Annotated in this window: 20 protein-coding genes; 7 read left to right on the plus strand and 13 right to left on the minus strand. The window is 36.1% G+C overall.

From position 1 onward, the window contains the following. The 7 genes from E7Z81_RS07800 to E7Z81_RS07830 all read right to left on the minus strand — a co-directional run. A partial coding sequence (locus tag E7Z81_RS07800) for a hypothetical protein (protein ID WP_292746035.1) occupies positions 1–5,435 on the minus strand: 5,435 nt, incomplete at its 3' end. Between the two features lie 224 nt (positions 5,436–5,659). Next, on the minus strand, positions 5,660–5,977 hold the full coding sequence (locus E7Z81_RS07805; RefSeq protein ID WP_292746037.1) for a transcription factor S: 318 nt from the start codon (positions 5,975–5,977) through the stop codon (positions 5,660–5,662). Positions 5,978–6,046: 69 nt separating this feature from the next. Next, on the minus strand, positions 6,047–6,478 hold the full coding sequence (locus E7Z81_RS07810; RefSeq protein WP_292746039.1) for a hypothetical protein: 432 nt from the start codon (positions 6,476–6,478) through the stop codon (positions 6,047–6,049). Positions 6,479–6,565: 87 nt separating this feature from the next. Continuing rightward, on the minus strand, positions 6,566–6,889 hold the full coding sequence (locus tag E7Z81_RS07815) for a DUF2149 domain-containing protein (RefSeq protein ID WP_292746040.1): 324 nt from the start codon (positions 6,887–6,889) through the stop codon (positions 6,566–6,568). Positions 6,890–6,893: 4 nt separating this feature from the next. Continuing rightward, entirely contained in the window at positions 6,894–7,538 is a 645-nt protein-coding gene (locus E7Z81_RS07820; RefSeq protein ID WP_292746041.1) for a MotA/TolQ/ExbB proton channel family protein, read from the minus strand. Positions 7,539–7,555: 17 nt separating this feature from the next. Beyond that, a complete protein-coding gene (locus tag E7Z81_RS07825; RefSeq protein ID WP_292746043.1) occupies positions 7,556–8,266 on the minus strand; it encodes a DUF2162 domain-containing protein in 711 nt (236 codons plus the stop codon). A 242-nt stretch (positions 8,267–8,508) separates the two neighbouring features. Next, entirely contained in the window at positions 8,509–9,921 is a 1,413-nt protein-coding gene (locus E7Z81_RS07830; RefSeq protein ID WP_292746045.1) for an MFS transporter, read from the minus strand. A gap of 124 nt (positions 9,922–10,045) precedes the next feature. Between E7Z81_RS07830 and E7Z81_RS07835 the strand changes: the two genes are divergently transcribed. The 4 genes from E7Z81_RS07835 to E7Z81_RS07850 all read left to right on the plus strand — a co-directional run bounded on the left by E7Z81_RS07835 (position 10,046) and on the right by E7Z81_RS07850 (position 13,320). After that, entirely contained in the window at positions 10,046–11,347 is a 1,302-nt protein-coding gene (locus E7Z81_RS07835; protein ID WP_292746047.1) for a phenylacetate--CoA ligase family protein, read from the plus strand. Positions 11,348–11,355: 8 nt separating this feature from the next. Further along, positions 11,356–11,787, plus strand: coding sequence for an acetolactate synthase (locus tag E7Z81_RS07840; RefSeq protein WP_292746049.1), 432 nt, complete (start codon positions 11,356–11,358; stop codon positions 11,785–11,787). Positions 11,788–11,924: 137 nt separating this feature from the next. After that, complete coding sequence (locus E7Z81_RS07845) at positions 11,925–12,668, plus strand: SDR family NAD(P)-dependent oxidoreductase (RefSeq protein WP_292746051.1); 744 nt, start codon at positions 11,925–11,927, stop codon at positions 12,666–12,668. Between the two features lie 115 nt (positions 12,669–12,783). Beyond that, positions 12,784–13,320, plus strand: a complete 537-nt coding sequence (locus tag E7Z81_RS07850; protein WP_292746053.1) for a zinc ribbon domain-containing protein — start codon at positions 12,784–12,786, stop codon at positions 13,318–13,320. Between the two features lie 25 nt (positions 13,321–13,345). Here E7Z81_RS07850 and E7Z81_RS07855 read toward each other — a convergent pair whose 3' ends face one another. From E7Z81_RS07855 to E7Z81_RS07865, 3 genes are all read right to left on the minus strand, one after another. Then, positions 13,346–14,329 carry a beta-ribofuranosylaminobenzene 5'-phosphate synthase gene (locus E7Z81_RS07855; RefSeq protein WP_292746055.1) on the minus strand — a complete coding sequence of 328 codons (984 nt, stop codon included), beginning with the start codon at positions 14,327–14,329 and terminating at the stop codon, positions 13,346–13,348. A 110-nt stretch (positions 14,330–14,439) separates the two neighbouring features. After that, positions 14,440–15,090 carry an adhesin gene (locus E7Z81_RS07860; RefSeq protein ID WP_292746057.1) on the minus strand — a complete coding sequence of 217 codons (651 nt, stop codon included), beginning with the start codon at positions 15,088–15,090 and terminating at the stop codon, positions 14,440–14,442. A gap of 38 nt (positions 15,091–15,128) precedes the next feature. Beyond that, positions 15,129–15,629, minus strand: coding sequence for a ferritin (locus E7Z81_RS07865; RefSeq protein WP_292746059.1), 501 nt, complete (start codon positions 15,627–15,629; stop codon positions 15,129–15,131). A 342-nt stretch (positions 15,630–15,971) separates the two neighbouring features. Here E7Z81_RS07865 and nudC point away from each other — a divergent pair, with 342 nt between their 5' ends. Both nudC and E7Z81_RS07875 read left to right on the plus strand, forming a co-directional pair. Then, the gene (gene nudC, locus E7Z81_RS07870; protein ID WP_292746061.1) at positions 15,972–16,766 is read left to right on the plus strand and encodes an NAD(+) diphosphatase; all 795 of its coding nucleotides are present in this window, start codon (positions 15,972–15,974) and stop codon (positions 16,764–16,766) included. Between the two features lie 90 nt (positions 16,767–16,856). Further along, on the plus strand, positions 16,857–18,185 hold the full coding sequence (locus E7Z81_RS07875) for a hypothetical protein (protein WP_292746063.1): 1,329 nt from the start codon (positions 16,857–16,859) through the stop codon (positions 18,183–18,185). Positions 18,186–18,196: 11 nt separating this feature from the next. On the opposite strand, the gene E7Z81_RS07880 is transcribed toward E7Z81_RS07875, so the two are convergent. Together E7Z81_RS07880 and E7Z81_RS07885 are read right to left on the minus strand one after the other, a co-directional pair. Beyond that, a complete protein-coding gene (locus tag E7Z81_RS07880) occupies positions 18,197–19,372 on the minus strand; it encodes a MalY/PatB family protein (RefSeq protein ID WP_292746065.1) in 1,176 nt (391 codons plus the stop codon). After that, positions 19,359–19,877 carry a nitroreductase family protein gene (locus E7Z81_RS07885; protein ID WP_292746067.1) on the minus strand — a complete coding sequence of 173 codons (519 nt, stop codon included), beginning with the start codon at positions 19,875–19,877 and terminating at the stop codon, positions 19,359–19,361. Before E7Z81_RS07885 ends, E7Z81_RS07880 begins: the two co-directional genes overlap by 14 nt. A 61-nt stretch (positions 19,878–19,938) precedes the next feature. Here E7Z81_RS07885 and E7Z81_RS07890 point away from each other — a divergent pair, with 61 nt between their 5' ends. Then, positions 19,939–20,427 (plus strand): DUF308 domain-containing protein, encoded by a 489-nt coding sequence (locus tag E7Z81_RS07890; protein WP_292746069.1) that lies wholly within the window; start codon positions 19,939–19,941, stop codon positions 20,425–20,427. Positions 20,428–20,533: 106 nt separating this feature from the next. Here the strand turns inward: E7Z81_RS07890 and E7Z81_RS07895 are convergent. Continuing rightward, positions 20,534–20,764 (minus strand): transposase (locus E7Z81_RS07895; RefSeq protein WP_292746071.1); only part of this gene is annotated, 231 nt, incomplete at its 5' end.

Raw genomic sequence — 20,764 nt, forward strand, 5'->3', positions numbered from 1 at the left:
GCATCACCAGTAGCTAAAACCAGATAAGCAGACAAACCATAATTATCAACAGTAACATTGACAAACTTAGTGTCAAATGCTTCTAAGTATACATTAGTAGCATTGCTTGCTGCACTGTGGTATTTATCACCGTCATAGAGTACAACTACGCTGTGATCACCGTAATCAATTGAAGGGACAGTTAAAGTTGCATTTCCGTTTTCATCCAATTTAACAGTGTATTTGATTCCGTCTACAAATACAGTTACTTCACCGTTAGTATTAGTATTGATGTTTATAATTGCATCAGTGCCTTTAATTTCATATGCAAGGTCAATGGTAGTGTTTTCTACAATAAGACCTGTTACTTCAACAGTTTCTGAAGTGCTGTTCGGATTGAATGCGTCATCTCCAAGGTATGTTGCGGTAACTGTGTGGTTTCCTGCAGGAACCTCTGCAGCGAATATTACCATACCATTATTTACAGGTAAGAATACACTTTCATCATCAATACGCAGTTCAATTAAACCTGTAGCGGTCTCATTAACTAACGCAATAATTCTAACTTCATCGTCTTTAGCAGTAACATGCAGGTCAATGGAAGTGTTGTTCAATAATGGAAGTATTTCTGAAATTATGAACTGAACATTCTTACTTGCAGAAGAGAAATATTCGTCTCCAGGATATGTTACATTTGCAACATAGATTCCGGGATTGTAGTCATTGATGAATGTAGCTATTCCATCAGTTATAGGAGCATAGAATTTATTACCTGCAATGGTGATTTCAATATTACCTTTTGCATAAGGATCTACGTTAACTGTGATATTTACCTTTTTATCATCAGTTGATGTATTTACCTTAAATTTAGGGTCTTCTTTACTGACTGTTACAGGAGCAGTGATATTTACAGCAGTGTAATTTTCATCTTCAGCATAAGCAACAGTGATTTCATATTCACCAGGGCTGAGAGTTAATGAAATGTGGCTTTCAACATCAGCTTCCAAAGTAACTGTATCTGAGAAGCCTTCAAAGCTCATAAGGTAATTTCCTGAAACATCAGTTTTCAAATCAACAACTACATATTCAGGGAATGTTACATTACCGACAGTTACATGGAGATCAGGTGTTGCTTTTAGGACAGTGAAGTTTTTAAAATCAGCACTTCCTATAATGTTCTCATTACCTTCATTGCTTACCACAAACATGTAATTTCCGGCAGCCAAATCTGATACTAAAACAGAAGTGTCATTGGTTTTTAAAGTGTAAACTACCTCTTCGTTTTCATCGAAAATCACTACATCAAATGTTACATTGTAGTCATCATAGTAGCTTATAGTCACGTCTTTGCCATAGGTAACGTTTTCTATTTCGTTGATTTCAATGCGGGAATCTGCCTGATATATTGTGAATGTTGTGTTTTCTATGATATTATTGTAGTCTGGGTTGTCATAAGTTACATTTGCATAGTATTCACCGGCATTCAATTGTGTAGAATTGTTGTATCCTACTCCATCTACCACTTCGATTGTTAATTGTGTTCCGTTGATATCTACATGGTATAATCCGTCAACATCAGCAGAAATTATAATCAGCATTTCTCTTCCATACTCTGCATCTTCAACAAAGATATTGACATAATTATCTTTTGTTACCTCAATTAAACTTGATGTTTCACTTCCTGTAATGTTTTCATTTCCTATGTTGGTTACAGTCAGGTTGTACTGGCCAACTTCTAAGACAGGCAATACAAATGATGTATCATTTATAACTTCAGCAAAGACTATGTTGTTTCCGGAATCCATGATTATTACATTGTATTCAGCTGGGAAATCATCTGAAATGAATACTGTAGTATTTTGACCATAGGTGACATTTTCTACACTAATCTCAACATTTGACTGTGCCTTTGTAACTGTGAAGTTATAGGTTTCAATGACATTAAAGTAATCTGCTCTGTAGAATGATACGTTTGTAGTGTATGTTCCGGCAGCAAGATTCAATGCCGCTGAACCGTATCCGTTATCTACATGAATAGTTACGTTTATTGAGTTAATGTGTGCTGTGTATTCACCGTCTGCTGTTGCTGTAATGTATACTACAACTCCCTGTCCGTATACTGCATCATCTGCTGAGATTACAATTCTATTTTCAATTGGAATTATATTGAATTTGGTTGAATTTTTGCTTTCAGTTCTGTTTTCATTTCCAAGGGCAACTACGGTCACATTGTATGTTCCAACAGCATATCCTCCAGGGATTTTAATGGAATTTCCATCAGTAACCCTATTGAATATGATATTGTCCCATGCATCGTATACAGTAACATTATATGATGAAGTATCACCTGAAAATGTAACTGTTACAGGACTGGTATAGTTCACATCAGAAATCGGATCTATTTTCACTGTTGAATTTGTTTTTAATATTTTGAATGCTTTTTCAGCACTGGTTGGTTCGTATGTTGCGTTTCCTTGGTTGAATACTATGATGTTATAGAATTCATCGCTAGCAGGTAAATCAACCATCACATAACTCAAGTTGGTTTCATTATCATAGAACACATGTGTGAAATCGCTGTTTGTTATTACAACTTCAACAAATGTTTTGTTTTTAACTTCAAATGATATGTTGACATTTCCGTATGTAAATTCAGTTCCGTTTTCAATGTTGATTTTAACTTCACTTGGATAGATATGAGTATTTGCTACAATAAATTCATCATCTTCTGAAACCTGAGTGTAATAGCTGTCTTCAAAGTGTGTAGCATTGAAGGTATATTTTCCATCCATTAATGTATCGAAATTGAATACTGCCTGACCGTTTGCATCAGTTGTTAAGGTTACATTTTTGATGACTCTGTTTTGGCTGTCTTTTATTACAAGTGCAATATTTATTCCGCTTTCATTTGATGAACGTACCGGATTGCTGTCGGTTGTTATTTTTCCGTTCCAGTAAGTTACATTGGAAAATGTTATGTTTACGTCAGATTTTATGGCATTCATGTAGTTTGCGCCACCAACGATAGCTAATGTTAAAGCAGTATCATTGATTTTGTATTCAATACTGTCTGCATTTACCTTGTTGTTAAGGAAAATGGAATTTTTAACAGTCACATCTTCTGCATCGTTGTATATTGCACCACCATCGGCTTTGAATGCAGTATTTAATCTGAATTCACAACCGTCAATAGTTATGTTTTTGTCTCCGCTGATTGCAATTGCCCCTCCGTCGGATCCAGTATTGTTTGTGAATTTGGATTTTTCAATGAGTACATTTTCATCTCTGATTAAGCGGATTGCTCCTCCAAAATACTTGTCGTTTTTGTTGTTTGTAAATTCACAGTTTGAGATGGTTAAACCTTTTCCGTTTTCATAAAGTACTGCTCCGCATGATTCCTCAGCTGTGTTGTTTATGAAATTGGAATTCAGGATTTTGACATCGTTTACACCGTCCATCTTGATGGCACCGGCATAGGTGTCTGTAAATCCGTTCATGAATGTGATATTGTTGAATACCACATTACTGGTGTCACTAATATCAAATATTCTGGATTTGCCTTGTGCATTGATTTTGTGGCCATTACCGTTGATTGTAATCGGTTTTTCAATTTTTATTCCATCAGTAATAGTGTCCAGGCCAATGGTGTAGATTACATCACGTGTAAGGTCGAAAGTTCCGCTTGCAGCATCAATCTGTTTTTGCAACCATGCGAAATCTCCTTCTGTCTGGGTGATGTTGAGTATTAAAATTTGGTTGTTTATTTTTGCGGTCACTGTTTCCTGTATGGCATTTGTTGTGAAAGATACAGTTGCCTTGTTGTTTGTAACCTCTTTATCTGTGAATACGCCACCTTTGTCTGATGAGAATTCAACATTCCAATTAGTCAGTTTTCCTGTGAATTCTTCTCCTTTATTGTTTTTAAAGTAAACAGTTAATTTTGAGCTGCCAGCCTGTGATTCTGTTACGTTTAAGTATGCGTGCAAATATCTGTCATCTGAGATTACAGTGTTACTTCCTGCTCTGTGCCATTCGACTATGTATTTTGCATTCTTGAAGTCTGGGTTGTTGTTTCCCCACCAGTTATTGGCGATTGTTCCGTATTTTCCGCAGTTGAACACTCCGCTGTCACTGGTAGCCTTGTTGTTGATGAATATGTTGTCAACCATAGTCACAGTGGAACCTGATGAGTCGACATATATTGCAGCACCTGATCCGTGTGCTTTAGTTTCAGTCAAAGCGGTGTTTCCTTCGAAGTAGCAGGACTGGAATGTGACATCATTTTTATTGTTTATGAATATTGCTCCTCCGTAGTATCCTGTATTGTTTATGAATGTAAGTCCATATGCATTATTTTCAAAAGTTGAAGCATAAATCGCACCACCTTTATTTGCAGCTATATGATTCCATGTTTTAATAGAGTTGTTTATGAATGTACATGGATTATACTCATTAAGCCATACCAATGTATCAGCATGAACTGCACCTCCTCGATCAACTGCACTGTTATTTATAAAATTACATCCACCAAGCTCTAATCTGTTTATACTACAAATTGCTCCACCATATCTTTGTTCATTCCATATTTTAACATAGGTTTTTAAAGTAGCCTGATTGTTGGTGAAATTTGAGTTAATCACTCTAAGGGTTGATTTACCCTCATAATTAATTGCACCACCTTTTCTATGTTCATACCGACTATATTCTGCTGTGACTTGATTGTTGTTGAAAATACAGTTGCTTATCAAGACTCCTTGTGTATTTTTACTATCTATGTTGATTGCACCACCGGCTGATGAACGAGCAAGATTGTTTTCAAATATTGAATTTCTGATTCCAGTGGATTCTGCATTGAGATATATTGCTCCTCCACCATTATCTTTAGAATTTTTATTTTTTATAAATTTGGAGTCTGAAACGTCTAAAATGTTTCCATTACCCCAAAAGTAAATTGCACCACCCTCATACCAAGCGGTGTTGTTAATGAATGTACAGTTTTGTAAAGTATAAGTAACCTTTTCAGGACCGTCTACGTAAATGGCCCCACCGTGTAATAATACTCCATTTTTAAAAATCAGATTCTTTATTACAACATTGATGCCGTTACTTTCTTTGCTGTCTGATTGGAAAATTCCTGTATATCCTTTAGCATCGATTGTGTGGCCTTTTCCATCTATTTCTATGCTTTTTTTGATGTTTATCACACCATCATTTTCTTGTGCGACATAGTCCTTTTCGAAAACGAACTTGTTACCTGCTAGAAATGCCTGTTCCAATTCGGTATATGTCCCCACACTCGCACTTAAATTGTTTTCATCAATTATTTTGCTTGTTATTTCGTCTGTCTCTTCCGTTTGAAGAGCATCTTCAGTTACAGTTAAAATTTCTTCATCACCCGTCAGTTGTGTTTCATTTTGAGCAGCACTTGCAAATGAAATGCTCAGTAAAATGAACATTATTAAACTGATGATGAAAATCTTATTTTTCAGCCTAATATTTTTTCCTCCAATCAATTATACATTAAAAGTTTTATAAAAAAAAGTATATATTTGTTTGTGCTATTTTCCTAAAAATTTGAACAAATTATTAAAAGAATATCAAAAATAGTATATTTTTTTATAAGGGCATTATAAAATTAAATTTAATTAAAAAATTATAAAAAAATAAAGAATTAATTGAATTAATTAGAGCTTCTCCAAGTGTTGCCGCATTTTGCGCAACGTATGAAATTGGTCGGTGCCTCATCAGCAGACCTGGTCTGCACCGTCCACCAGTACCCCTTGGTTCCGCCGCATTTATAGCAGGTTATTTTTGTTGTCGGAAGCGCCACATTGTTTCTGTCTGTGACAATGACCTTTGACTGAGGGTTGGTTTCGCCTTCCATGAGGTACTGCTCCTCAATATCATCATCGGTCAGTGATTTTTCATAGCCGCATCCACATTTAATCTTGCCGTCTTTAGGCATTAACATCTTACCGCAATCAGGACAGAATTCCATATCATTAAACACCATAAAAATTGATTACTATAAAAATAATTTAATGAACTTTTAATAATTCACCGCTTTTCATTCCATGAGTTTTTCTTTTCTATATATTACAATGTTTGCTATCAAAATGATAACTGCTACCAGAACCAGATAAAACTCCCTAGACAGCACCAGGACAAAATCGATTCCTATGCTTTTCAAATTCAGGTATGCTGTTGGCGGAATCACGTCCTGTCCGAACAGGTATGAAACTGCAAACATGAATGCAATTTCAAATATTATAATCAAAAGCAGTGCAGTAATGAATCTGATATGATTATTTGGAATTTTTCTTGCCTGAACAATGTTGTTTAAACTGTAAACAACCAAAAAGTAAAGGCCAAACAGTAAAGCAATATATATTCCTTCTTTAAAACCAAAAGCAATGAAAATATCAGCTGTAATTAAGGCAATGATAAATGAGGATATAAAATTTAATATTAAAACACGATAAAGATTTACATCAGCCATTTCATCACCTGATATGATATTGTATTTTAATACATATAAGGATTAGGAAAAAAAGAGAAATTGTAAAAAAAATTTGTCGTGGAAGGATTAACCCTCCACCATTATCAGCTTACCCGTCGCAGGGTCTTTGTAAACTTTACCCATCTCAGTATAACCCTGACCTGAGCTGTTTGAAGTATCCGGAGTTTCATTCAGCTGCTGGCCCTGATCAACTTCAGTCATGGTCTGTTGCTGCATCTGTTCTTGAATGTTTTGATTCGGATCAATCATTGCCTGCATGTTCCAGCTTATGATAACAAAAACTAAAAAACCAACAGCAATAACAAGCATTGCATCCACAAGGTTGGATGTACCTGCCATCGGGTCTTCTTCGACCCTTTTAGATCTTCTTCTGCTTTGTTTTCTTACCATAAAATCACTTGCTCATTCTGTCAAGAACAGCATCAATCAATGCATCCAAATCAGAAAGGTATCTGTCATACCAGCCTGACCTAATTTTACCGAGAACATAACATAATGCACCTGAACCGATACCGACAATAGTTGTGTTGAACGCAACGGTAAGGGAGCTTGCAAGAGTATTGATGTCACCAGCACCCAATGCGGCAAGACCCGGACCCATAGGAATCAATGTACCCATAAGACCTAATGTAGGTCCGATACGTGTAATGATATCAGTCTTTTGCAGGGTAGATAATGTCTTTTCCTCTTCAAATTCGAATAATTTACGAGCTAATGCTTCCCTTGAATCTTTTCCTAAAGTTTCGGATGATGCAATTTCATCTAAAACCTTTCTTTGAGCTTTAGGAATTTTAGCAGAGGAAATTACACTTTTCAATTGGTCAACTGTTTGTGCATTATTAATTTCATAAATCAAATCTCTGATTGTACCTACCGGAACTTTTCTTCTTGATGTATACTCCGCAATAACTCCACCCAATGTAATGATTGTTATAATTACAATAACAAGCAAAATTACAAGAACCGGAATTGTCAAACTCTGTGAAATTACATCAAGAGATCCAGTTAAAAATTCTCCACCAGGAATATTTAAAGCCATATTTTTTCACCTAAAATTTATTCAAGAATAGTTCTGCCTCTTTTATTTAAAATGAAACCGCCTGCAATCAGAATAGCAAATGCTAAAATAATCATCAGGATATCTTGAGGAGAACCAAGAGTTATAGGAGTTGTGGTTTTTGACAGTGCCCCTGCAATGTTTGGAATTACGATAGCTGAAAGCAGGAAATATGCACCAAGCAGAAGCATGAAGTTACCTAAAACCACAGGATATGGTTTAGATATAAATCTTACAATGGTGTTTGATGCAATATAGGTTACAATCATAACTCCAACAAGCGCAGCTGCAGCATACCAACTCAGATTAAGTGAACTGACACCTATGGTTGGAGCTACAATTAGAACACTTGCAATAATTGAACCAAAACAACATGGACAAGGTGCAATAATAGCTAGAGAAGTCGCAGTAGATGTATTTTTATCATGTATTTTCCATTCTCTTATAGTGAATAAACCTGCAATAATCATGATTGAAGCCATTATTATATAAAATATGGTATTATAACCGTAAATAGCCTGAATTAACTGTTCAGCATATAATGAAGCGATAGCAGAAATCAAAACAACTCCACCACCATATGCAATACAGATTATTGCAAATAATTTTTTGGACAAATTAGCCAAACCTGAAGCCAGCCCTATTTTTATACCGAAAACAAGAACTGACGCAAATATACCAACCTGCCATAATACACTCATCATATCCATATTAATTTCTCCATATCAAATTGAATTTAAAACTTTACAATTAACTATTACTATTATAAAGTATTTAATATTTTACAAATAACCGATGTGATTTAAAATAAACATCAATGTTAATATTTATTTGTTATAATAAAAAAAGATTAAGATTTAGCCTCATGCACCGAAACTTTATTCCCCCGTTGATTGCATTGGAACTTTCTTATGATTTAACAACAGACCTCTACAACTTGAAAATTTCAAATTCAACTCCTTTTAACCATTGTTTTAAGGAAATTCAATATATTGAGATTGATTTTCTCTTCAAATGCATGTTTGCTGTAGATTAAAAGAACTATTGAAATTACCGCCACAAAGATGGAAATAAAAATGGTAATTTCCGAAACTGTCAACATATTATCGCCCACAAGGGAGGGATTGTCCATATTCAAACCAACCACCATACATATTGTATTGAATACTCCTATGGAGATTGTTCTTCCCATATCCTTGCTTGTTGATAGAAATGCTGATGTATCCGCCAAGTCATCATCATCCACACAGGTTAAAACGTTCTTGTTGTTTGAAGGTGAAAATATTCCATGACCTATTCCCTGAAGAATCATTGCAACAATCAGCAATTCAATAGGCAGTGTTCTGATGAAAATCAGTATTATCAAAACGGCCAGTATGATTGTCATTGCAACGGCAGAGAGTGACCTTGTATCGAATCTGTTTGTAAGCTGTCCCGCTATTGGAGAGGTGACTACCATTACGATAGGTGTAATTAAAAGTATCAGACCTCCGATAGAGGCATCTATGTCCACAACGTAGAGAAGATACAGGGTAATGATGTATGTGAGAACATGGGTGATGTAGTAACTGGCAAATGCGGCAATGTTTCCTATTGTGTAGTTTCTGTTTTTTAAAAGAGTGAAGTTGAATGTTTTGTTTTGCTGATTTTTTTCATATTTCACAAGTATTACCAATAGTATCTGACTTACTGCAATAAGAGCCAGTCCCCAGAACATGTTCAGATTGAAAAAACCGATTACAAGAAGCACCATGGAGAAAATGTAGAGTATGGAACCCTTATAGTTTATTGTTTTTTTATCTATCCACTCGGTTTTGACCTTTCCGGTCATGAAGATAGGAACCAGACAGAGAACTGCGGATATGTAAAACAGGAATCTCCAATTCAGGAATGATACTATGACTCCTGCAATCGCCGGTGCGGAGGTCATTGCAAGATATCCTGCTGAGCTCACCATACCCAGAACCGGACCGAGTCTGTCATCCGGGATCTGTTTTACAACCATCACATAAAGTGAAACTGCAAGTCCTGCAAAGGAGAATCCCTGAATAATCCTGGAAGATATAATCATGATGGAATTAACAGAAAGTCCTGATAATACAAGTCCTATGGCCAGTATCACAAGGTTGATTTTAAAGTATCTCTTGATTCCATAGTTAGAAATGAATTTTGATAACGGAATGGAAATTGAAATCAATATGATGTAATAGACAATTGAAAGCAGGTTGAGTTCGGTTATACTCATGCATAAGTCATGCTGTATATCCTTAAGTGCGATGGTGAGCATATTGCCGACAAAAGCTGCGATGAACTGAGTCATCACTGCAATGATTATAACATACCTGTTTTCATTTTTATTATCCATATATTTAGTTAATTTTTACTTTAAATATATATTTTTTTAACCATATACTGCCCAGCAAAAGAAAATTTTATAGTAATCAAATTATAATATATATTATATTATTAATCTAAAAATGAGGCAAAATATGTTTTGGAATGAAGAAATAGAAACCATGCCAAGGGAAGACCTTGAAGAATTACAATTAAAAAAACTTCAGGCTACTGTTAAAAGAGCATTTGACAAGATTCCATACTATAACAAAAGATATACGGAAGCTGAAGTATTTCCTGAAGATATAGAAACTTTAAAAGACATTGAAAAACTTCCATTTATTACAAAAGATGACCTTAGGGAAAGCTATCCATTCGGACTGTTTGCAGTTGACATAAAAGACATCAAAGAACTGCACTCATCTTCCGGAACCACCGGAAAACCTGTAGTGTCAGGTTACACAGAAAAAGACCTTGACACATGGGCAGAAACCATTGCACGTGGTTTGACCATGATGGGAATCGGAGAGGACGATATCCTTCAGAACACACATGGATACGGAATGTTTACAGGAGGATTCGGTGTTCACTACGGATCACATAAGGTAGGAGCTGCAATCATACCAATTTCAACAGGCCAGACCCGCAGACAAATAGAAATCATGAACGATTTCGGAACAACCGGTTTAATCTTTACCCCTTCCTACGGAATACACCTCGGTGAAGTCGCCCTCGAAGACGGCATCGACCCAAAGGATTTGGGAATCAAAGCTATCGGATTCGGAGCTGAAATGTGGACTGAAGAAATCAGACAAAAGGTTCAGGACATCTTCGGATGCAAGGCATACAACATTTACGGATTAACCGAACTCATGGGTCCCGGTGTAGGTATAGAATGTGAAGCGCAGAAAGGACTGCACATTCCAGAAGACATCTACTATCCTGAAATCATTGATTCAAATACCGGAAAAACCTTAGGTCCTGATACTCCTGGAGAACTGGTTCTCACAAATCTTGAAAGGGAAGGAATGCCTGTCATCAGGTTCAGAACAAAAGACCTTACCAAGATAACCTATGAAAAATGTTCCTGCGGAAGAACACATGCAAGAATGAGCAGAATCACAGGTAGATCCGACGACATGATTAAAGTCAAAGGAGTAGCTATTTTCCCATCACAAATAGAAAAAGCATTGCTTAAAGCGGGAGATGTTGAGCCTCATTACATGATAATAGTTACAAGACCTGGAACCCTGGATGAAATTGAAGTAAAAGTTGAAGCTTCACAGGACATTTTCTTTGACGGAGTCAAGGAAATGATGGCAATACAGGAAAAAATCGGAAAATCAATTGAAAACGAAACCGGAATCAGAGTAAAAGTAACACTAGTAGAACCAAAAACACTACCAAGATTTGAAGGAAAAGCAAAAAGAGTAATCGATGAAAGGAATTTACATTAAGTGATAACATGAAAATCAAACAATTATCAATATTTTTACAGAACCGAATGGGAAGCCTGTCCAAACCTCTCGAAGTATTGACCGATGCAGGCATCAACATTAGAGCAATGTGCATGGCAGACACTTCCGAATTCGGTATTTTAAGACTTGTTGTTGACGACCCGATGAAAGGAAAAGAAGCGCTTGAGGAAAACAATTTCCTTGTAAAGATTACAGAAATCATAGGCGTTGAAATGAACGATGCACCAGGTGGCTTAACCGACATTTTGAAAGTTATTAAGGAAAATAAAATCGACCTGGAATATCTTTATGCATTTTCCCATGACAAATCCGAAAAAGCTATCCTCCTGCTTCATGCATCAGACATTGATGAGCTTATAAATGTACTTACCGAAAACAAAATAACCATCGTTTTAGCCGAAGAAGTCTACAATTTATAACTTCTTCATTTTTTTCTATTTTTAACAAAATTGTAAACAATTTATTACAATTAATATAATATTTAAATACACTTTTCAAAAAAAATATCATTATAACTATCATGATTTATAATGGTAGTTTTTGAAAGGTGACGAAAATGGGAAAATTAGATGGAAAAGTAGCAATAATAACCGGAGCAACCTCTGGAATGGGAAGAGATTCAGCCAAATTATTTGCAGCTGAAGGAGCAAAAGTTGTAGTAACTGGAAGAAACGAAGAAAGAGCAAAAGAGGTAGTGGACGACATTAAAGCTGAAGGCGGCGAAGCAATCTATGTAATTGCAGACATGTCAAACCTCGATGACGTTGAAAAAATATTTGATGCAACAATGGACGAATACGGAACCGTTGACGTCCTGTTCAACAATGCAGGAATGCTTTCCATGTCCCCATTAATGGAGTTAAGCATTGAAGAATGGAACAGAGTATTCAACGTTAATGTTACCTCAGCGCTGCGCTTAACACAACTTGTTGCACCAGTAATGAAAGAAAAAGGAAAAGGAACCATCGTAAATACATGTTCAGTAGCATCATTTGGAGCGCATCACGGATTTGCGGCATATGTGGACAGTAAACATGCAATGATGGGACTTACAAGATCCATCGCATGGGAATTAGGTCCTGAAATCAGATGTAACGGTATCGCACCTGGATTAATCCATACCGCAATGGTGGACAGTATCGGTGGACCTGGAGCACTCCAGCAAATGATTGACCAGTGCCCTGTAAAAAGACATGGTGTGCCTGATGACATCGCAACCGTTGCACTGTTTTTAGCAAGCGACGATTCATCATTCATTGACGGTCAAATCATCAAGGTAGACGGTGGATTCGAAATTTAATCACGCTTTAAAACATATATATTTTTAAAGAAATTGGAAGCTGGGTTCTCCTCCAGCTTCCTTTTTAAGTTTAAAAAACACAATACTTTTTATCAATGCCCATCATAATATAATTATGGACGAATTTTGCAAAAACTGCGGGATAAAACTAAAAGAAAATGCTGAATTTTGCCAGAACTGCGGCGCAAAAGTCAAAAGGGCAAAAAAATTCGACAAAAAAATCATAGCCATCATCGCAATTGGAATCATTATAGCCACTATAACTTCCGCAGCATTCATAATGACCAGCCAGACACAGATTGTCAGGGTTGACAATGTAGAGTTTGAAATACCTTCAGACTATGTAAACGACCCTTCCAGAACCGAAATCAGCATGGACGAAAACGTCAAATCAAGTTCAATGGGCTGGAGCAATGACAAATACTATATCGAGATTGGAGTTACAAGAATTCCAGGTGCCGGCATAAACAGCAAGGAAGTTGCATCCAGTCTGGGCGGAACCCCTACAAAAATGTTCGGATATGACGGATATTATCAAAAATACGATGAGGAAAGTTATTCATTCATATTCGGAATGAAAGATGAAGTCTGCATGATTTATGTATCAGATTATGATGCATTCAAGGATATTAAAGTAATAGGACGTACCTAAATTAAAAAAAAGAGAATTAGAAATGTTATTTTTCAATAACAAATCCGTGATTTTGTGCTTTGGTGACAAAAACAGTTCCTTTATCACCAATTATTTCTTTGGTTTTTTCTACAATGTCTGCATTGGACTCATCAAATACAGTGTATAGAACAGGTCCAAATGAGGAAATACCTACACCATATGCGCCTGCATCTTCAATAGCTTTCATTGTAGGCAAGTAACTTGAATCAAGTGAATGTTCCAGTTTATTGAAACCTACTTTTTGAAGTTCACTAACTGCCCATCCGAAGTTCTTGATATCCTTTTCAAGCATGAAAGGAACAAGGTTCATTAAAATCAGGTGAGATACCTGTTCAACTTCCTCTTTAGGAATAGGACAGTATGTCTGGAATACATCGACTTCGTCATCCCCTTCCACATGTTTTTCAATATATGGAATGGCGATTAAAATATTCCATTCTTCAGGAAAATCATATCTTGCAATCAAAGTTGCAGGTTTTGCCTCGGATGCTCCTGACGGTAAGAATAAAGGTTTTTCTTCTTTACTGTGTCCACCATCCAAAATAAATCCGCCTAAATCGTGAGTGTAAGTTCCAATACCTGAAGTTCCTCCCCTTCCAACAATACTGCTCAATTCACGGCTTTCTACATCAATGCCCATGGTTTCAGTTATCAAATGGGCTGTTGATACGGCAATCTGTGTTCCGCTTCCAAAACCTGAATGCGGAGGATAGGTATTGTGAACAGTAAATTTAAATCCTGAATCAATATCAAAATGTTCTATTGTTCTTTTGGCAGCGTCAGGGATTTTTTCCCTACATTCTTCAATAGCTTCTTCATCTGTTACAGTGTCAGCAAATTCAAGTTCAACTCCGCTTTCTATCTGCTCCACTTCCAAAACAAATTGTGGGTCCTGCAATGCAAGACCAATTCCACCATCGACTCTTCTATATGACCCGTTTAAGTCAATTAGGGACATATGTATTCTTGAAGGTGCTTTAATAATCATAATTTCACTTCCAATATATAATTTCCTTTATAATATTTATTTTTAATTATATATAAAGTATTAATTTATTTTACCCTATTGAAACATTTAAAAAAAAAAGGGTGTTGGGACTAAAATTTCAAATTGTCAACAACACAAATCAGTTTTTCCGCCAAATCAAGGGTCACTTCCATCGGCTCATATGAATAGCACTCATAAACAAGAGTTGGAATTCCCGCTTCAGCGGTAGGTTCAGTTATGAATTTAGGGCTTGATCTGAATTCAGGAGCATAATATACAATCTCATCGATTGAATCAATTATTATGTTCATGATTTTTTCTGATTTCTTATCAAAACCCGGAGCGAAAAGAAAGTTGGTTATTTTATATTTGCCAGGACCCATTGAGCCACGGTTGGAGTGAATATCCAAAAACAGGTCAAATCCTTTAGATATAATATCATCCTTGATGAATTCCTCAGCTAGAAACTGGCCTTCGTCACGTCCTTCGCTTTGGGTGGACTTGTCAGCGACGTTAATGTTGTAAAGATAATAACAGTAATTCAGGTCATCTTTTGAGATTAACCTTTCAAAAAGAGCCCTGTGAGATTTGCTTTCAAGTGGATGCATCCCAATAAGATATGCTATTTTAACATCAGAGTCAATGTCGCCAAAAGGACCATGTAAATGAACGCTTCCCAAATCGTTTTCACCTAAACGAAGAGCATCATATTCGGTTGAATCAACCTGGGCATTATCTGTTGGTCCGTCAGGATAATTCATATTATCAAAAAAAAAAGTTTGATAGACTAGAATTTAATCTAGTCTTCGGAAGGTGATCTGTCACCTAATTCTTTGTTTAATTCATACATTAATCTGTTGTCACCGTCAGCAAATTTAATTTTTGCAACGAGTTCCATAGCGTTTTCCTCTTCTTCGACTTGTTCCTCAACAAACCATTGCAGGAAGTTGTTGGTTGCATGGTCTTTTTCTTCAATAGCTAAGTCGACCAAATCGTTGATGAGACCGGATACCTTTTTTTCATGTTCAAGTACATGTTCAAATGCAGCTACTGGAGAATCCCATTCGGTTTGAGGCCCTTCGATTGCAGTTAAGGTTACGCTAGCTCCTCTTCTTATGATGTAATCATAGAATTTCATTCCATGTTCGAGTTCTTCTTCAGCTTGAACTCTCATCCAGTTAGCAAATCCTGCTAACTCTTCATCTTCAAAATAAGCAGCCATAGATAAGTATAAATATCCTGAGTAAATTTCAGCGTTTAATTGTCCGTTTAATGCTTTTTCCATATTTTCAGATACCATTATATCACCAATATAATTTTAGTAATTTGTCAGTTATATATTTTTAATCTCTTAATATAAAGAAGCCAGAGAATTCATGCACAACAATGTTAAATTAAAAAAAAATAAAAAACTATCCGCCAATACTATGACAAAAATAAAAAAAATAAAAAACTATCCGCCAATACTATGACAAAAATAAAAAAATATAAAAAAAATATGCATATACTGTTATCCTATTTGAAAAATTTAGAAAGTTATAAAACAATTGAATCATTCTAGCTTGTAGAAGCCGATAATTCTTGTACAATAATGTTAAAACTAAAGCAATAATTATAATACTGACCAAACAAATTATTAAACATGATAGAGAAATCCCTGTATGAAAACTACCAAATCGATTTTAGCGATGAAATTACACCAACTGCCGATGATTATTTATTTGTTTTTAATGACAATAGAGACTTATTTTTAACCGATGAGAAGAAATTACCGAAAACTTTGGATGGCATTGATGTAGACTTTTGCCTGTTTATCGGAAAATATAAAGGCAAAAACTCCTTTGTCGTTAATGTGCGAACAACAGAAGAATATTGTCCCTTAAGAGACGTTTATGAATTCAACCCGGACCTTTATCATATTGCCGGAAAGGCCGTTTTGGTGCGTGACTGGTATATCTCACACCAGTACTGCGGAAGATGCGCAACTAAAACCGTGCTTGATGAAAAGGACATGATGCTAAAATGCCCTTCATGCGGCCAGGTGCACTATCCCCGCATCGCTCCTGCAATTATTGTGGCAATCAGAAAGGATGATGAACTGCTCATGGCCAAGCACAGCTATCATGAACAGATAAGATATGCACTGATAGCGGGTTTTGTGGAACCCGGCGAAGCTATTGAGGAGGCAGTGCACAGGGAAGTTCTGGAGGAAGTGGGAATTAAAATCAAAAACCTGAAATATCAAAAAAGCCAATCATGGCCATTTCCAAACTCACTGATGCTTGCATTCACTGCAGAATACGAATCAGGAGACATTAAGGTTGACGGAGATGAAATCCTAAAGGCCAAATGGTTTAGGAAAGATGAAATTATAAGATATGATTCAGACATCAGCATTTCAGACTGGCTGATTCAGAATTTCATCGATTCCGTTTAAAAATAACCCTGTTATTCATACCATCCCATTTTCAATTCCTTTTTATGGAAAAACCAAATTATTAATAGGATTATCTCAATAAATTATATTATGTTGAATAAAAAATTTATTTTAATACTTTTATCATTATTTATTATTTTTACTTCAGTTTCGGCGGCATGTGCGGCGGAACTGAATGATACATCAGTTGATAATGAAGTCATAGCAGCAGCTGATGAAGGCGATGTGATTTCAGCAAGTGATGAAGATGCACTCGGCTCAGCGAAAAAAACTATAAATAACATTTCCCTTGAGATATACAATACCGGAAACTACTGCAAGGATACACAGCTGCATGTAATCCTTAAAAACACCACATCCAATCAGGGTTTGGCAAATGAAAGCGTGGAAATCTATGTAAACGGAGGCCTCTGGAAAGAACTTGACACAAACAACAACGGAAAAATAGATGTCAAATTTGAAAGAAATCCCGGAACCTATTTCATAAGGGCGGAATTTTCAAACGAGGATGTTGATCTGGCAACACCTAACTATTCACTTGGACTTTCAGGTCTTACAACACAGCTGTCCCTCAAACAGACAGGAGCATATTACAAGGACACCAAACTGACATTAACATTGACAAACCTGGCCAATGGAAAAGGTGTGTCCGGTGAAAAGCTAAGCGTTAAATTTTCAAACGGAAAATCAGCTACAATTACAACCAACTCCAAAGGAGTGGCAACATACAATGTTCCTTTCAATCCAGGAAAATACAGTGTTACCGTTAAAACCACATCAAAATACATCACTCCGAATTCAGTCACACTGAACAATTTTATTGTTGCAAAGACTTATCTTAATCTGATTCCAACAAAACTGTCAACCAGCTACGGATCAGGCAAATATTTCACAGTTAAAGTCAAAAACCTATTTACAAAAAATTTAATGAGCGGAGTTAAAATTAAGCTGAAAGTTTACACCGGAAAAAAATATAAAACCGTAAGCGTAACCACCGCTTCAAACGGAATTGCAAAATATGATGTTTCCAAATTATCAATCGGAACACACAAGGTTATCATCAGCAATGCAAATAAATACATGCAGGCAAACAAAAAAACAAGCTCAATCAAGCTTACCAAAGCAAAATTAGCAATTACCGCACCGAAAGTTACATCAGGATACAACAACACAACAACATTCAAGATTACTATTAAAAATCAGCAAACAAAAAAAGTAATGAGCGGCGTTTCAGCAACAATTAAAGTCTGGAGCGACAATGCATACAAGACATTTAACGTTAAAACAAATAAAAACGGTCAGGCAAGCATTTCCACTAACATGTTAAGCATAGCTGACCACAATGTAGATGTTATTGTAAAAGCAACCTCAAAAATAAACAAGGCCACTGCAAAAAGTACAATAACAATAACAGAATAATGGTTTGTATCCTACAAGCCATTACTTATATTTTTTAAAGCTATTATCCCTGCTTTTAAACGCCTTAAACCATCCATCAGCAGTTCTTCAGGACAAGCCACATTCATTCTTAAAAAGTCCTTTCCGCATTCACCGAATTCATGGCCTGGAGATAGGAACAGTCCCTGATTTGACCTTAAAAATTCGCCTAAGATTTTTGAGTGAACATTCAATGCGGAACAGTCAAGCCACAGCAGATATGTAGCATCACCCTCAACCAGTTTAACGACAGGCAATTCTTCAGCCAGATAGCGTTTAACAGTTTGTCTGTTTTCATATAAGACTTTCCTCAGCTCATCAAGCCATTCTTCAGACTCCTCATAAGCAGCAATAACCGCAGTTGTTGCAAAGACATTGCATGCCGATGAGTTGTCAAGCTGCATTTGAGTTTTGATTTTTTCTAGAAGTTCACCATTTTTAGAATGGACAATGGAGCTTTGAAAACCTGCAATGTTAAATGACTTTGAGGGAGAAAGACAGGTGATTACCTTGTCATAGTCAGAAGATGTTTCAAAAGGATTGTATTTCAAACCTGGATTTGTCAAATCGCAGTGTATCTCATCTGAAATCAGTACAACATCATGCTTTCTGCATAACTCTCCGATATGCTTCAAATCCTCACTTGACCATATTTTGCCAACAGGATTTTGGGGATTGCATAAAATCATCATTTCTACATCGGACAGTTTTTCATCAAGATCCTCGAAATCGATACTATACTGACCGTTTTCATAAATCAGTTCGTTTTCTATGACATTTCGGTTATTGTCCTGAATGAAATAAAAAAATACATGATAAACGGGAGACTGGATTAATATGTTATCTCCTTCATCAGTTAAACATCTAATCATTGATGATATTGATGGCATTACTCCTATTGAATATGCCATGTTCTCCTTTGACATTTTAAAGTTATAACGTGAGTCCCACCAGTTGATGTATGCTTCAAAAAGCTCATCCGGAATAAGGGTATATCCGTAGATAGGATGGCTGGCTCTTTTTTGAATTGCTTTTTCAATGGCTGGAGCCACCTTAAAGTCCATGTCCGCCACCCACATTGGCACGTCATCATCAAACAGGTCCCATTTCAGACAGTTGGTATCATGCCTGTCAATAATGCTTTTAAAATCATATTTAGTATTTTTCATAGTGAATCCTTTCTTCGTCAAATTTATCCATGAACTTGTTTTCCCAGCCTTCGGCAGGATAACCTATGGTAATTATGCAGTACGGCTTTACATCAGCAATATCATCAATGCCGATTATTTTACCTATCTTTTCCATCCTTTCCTCTTCAGGTGCCACACCATTCCACAATGCACCTAAACCAAGATTTACAGCTTCAAGCAGCATGTTTTCAGCTGCTGCACCCATGTCCTGTTGCCATACAGTTTTATAAAATGCCCTTTCGATATTTGCAACAAGTACAATTGCCACAGGAGCCTTGGTTACTCTAGGTTTGATTTCACCAAGTTTTGCAAGGGTATCCTTATCCTTGACAACAACAAATTCCCAAGGTTCCGCCCCAAGTCTTGAACCCGGTGCCTGCATTCCAGCCTTCAATATTTTTAGAATATCCTCATCGCTGACCGGTTTTTCGTCATATTCACGAATACTTCTTCTTGTATTAATTATTTCTTCAAAATCAGACATATTCTTAAATAATATTTTAATCATATATAAAATTAGCTTAATTTAATGGAGGTGAAATAGAATGGACGGCAACAAAACTTTGGGATTGATTTCCATTATCATAGGTTTGATTTTCATTGTTTTTCCAATCTTTTCCAGTGACCTTATTTCAGTAATCGTTGGTTTAAGTTTACTTTTCTTCGGAATATCTGCAGTATTTTTCGGATGGAACATGAGAAGCACATACAATTACATGCTGTCAAATACTGCTCTGATTATTGGTATCATCGCAGTGATATTCGGATTCCTATTCTTATTCTACATTGATGCATTGCCATTTTTAGTAAGTATTCAATTCTATATTGTAGGATTTATAATGATTATATTTGGAATTACAGGATTTCTATCAAGAGTTAACAACATATCCAACTTCACATCAATACTTGTATTCCTTATGGGTATTGTAGCTATAGCACTTGCCATATTTGCACAAAGCCAACCGATTTTTATTACAATGGTTCTTGGTGCTGTTTTAATTTTCGAAGGTCTTGGATTATATGTATCAGATTAAAAGGCTTGGTTAAAGAAAAAAAGAACATAAAATACCCTAAAAACCGTCACCTTGAACAACCTCGCCTTGAAGAAGGCGAGGATTCCTAGAGTTTTGTTTTTATTACTCAATCGTTTATTGAGTGCTTTCTAGGCAATCCCCCGGGGTTCCACCGGTTAAGTATGTTAATAGCAGCATTGACATCCCTATCTAATTTTTCACCGCATTTCGGGCAAATCCAATCTCGTGTTTTCACATCTAAATTTTCATTTATATGGCCGCATTTGTGGCATGTTTTACTGGTATTTTTGGCATCAACAAACACTACCCCTTCAGCTTCTGGCTTGTACCATTCAAA

Source organism: Methanobrevibacter sp., assembly GCF_015062935.1.
In the GTDB taxonomy this organism is placed as follows: domain Archaea; phylum Methanobacteriota; class Methanobacteria; order Methanobacteriales; family Methanobacteriaceae; genus Methanocatella.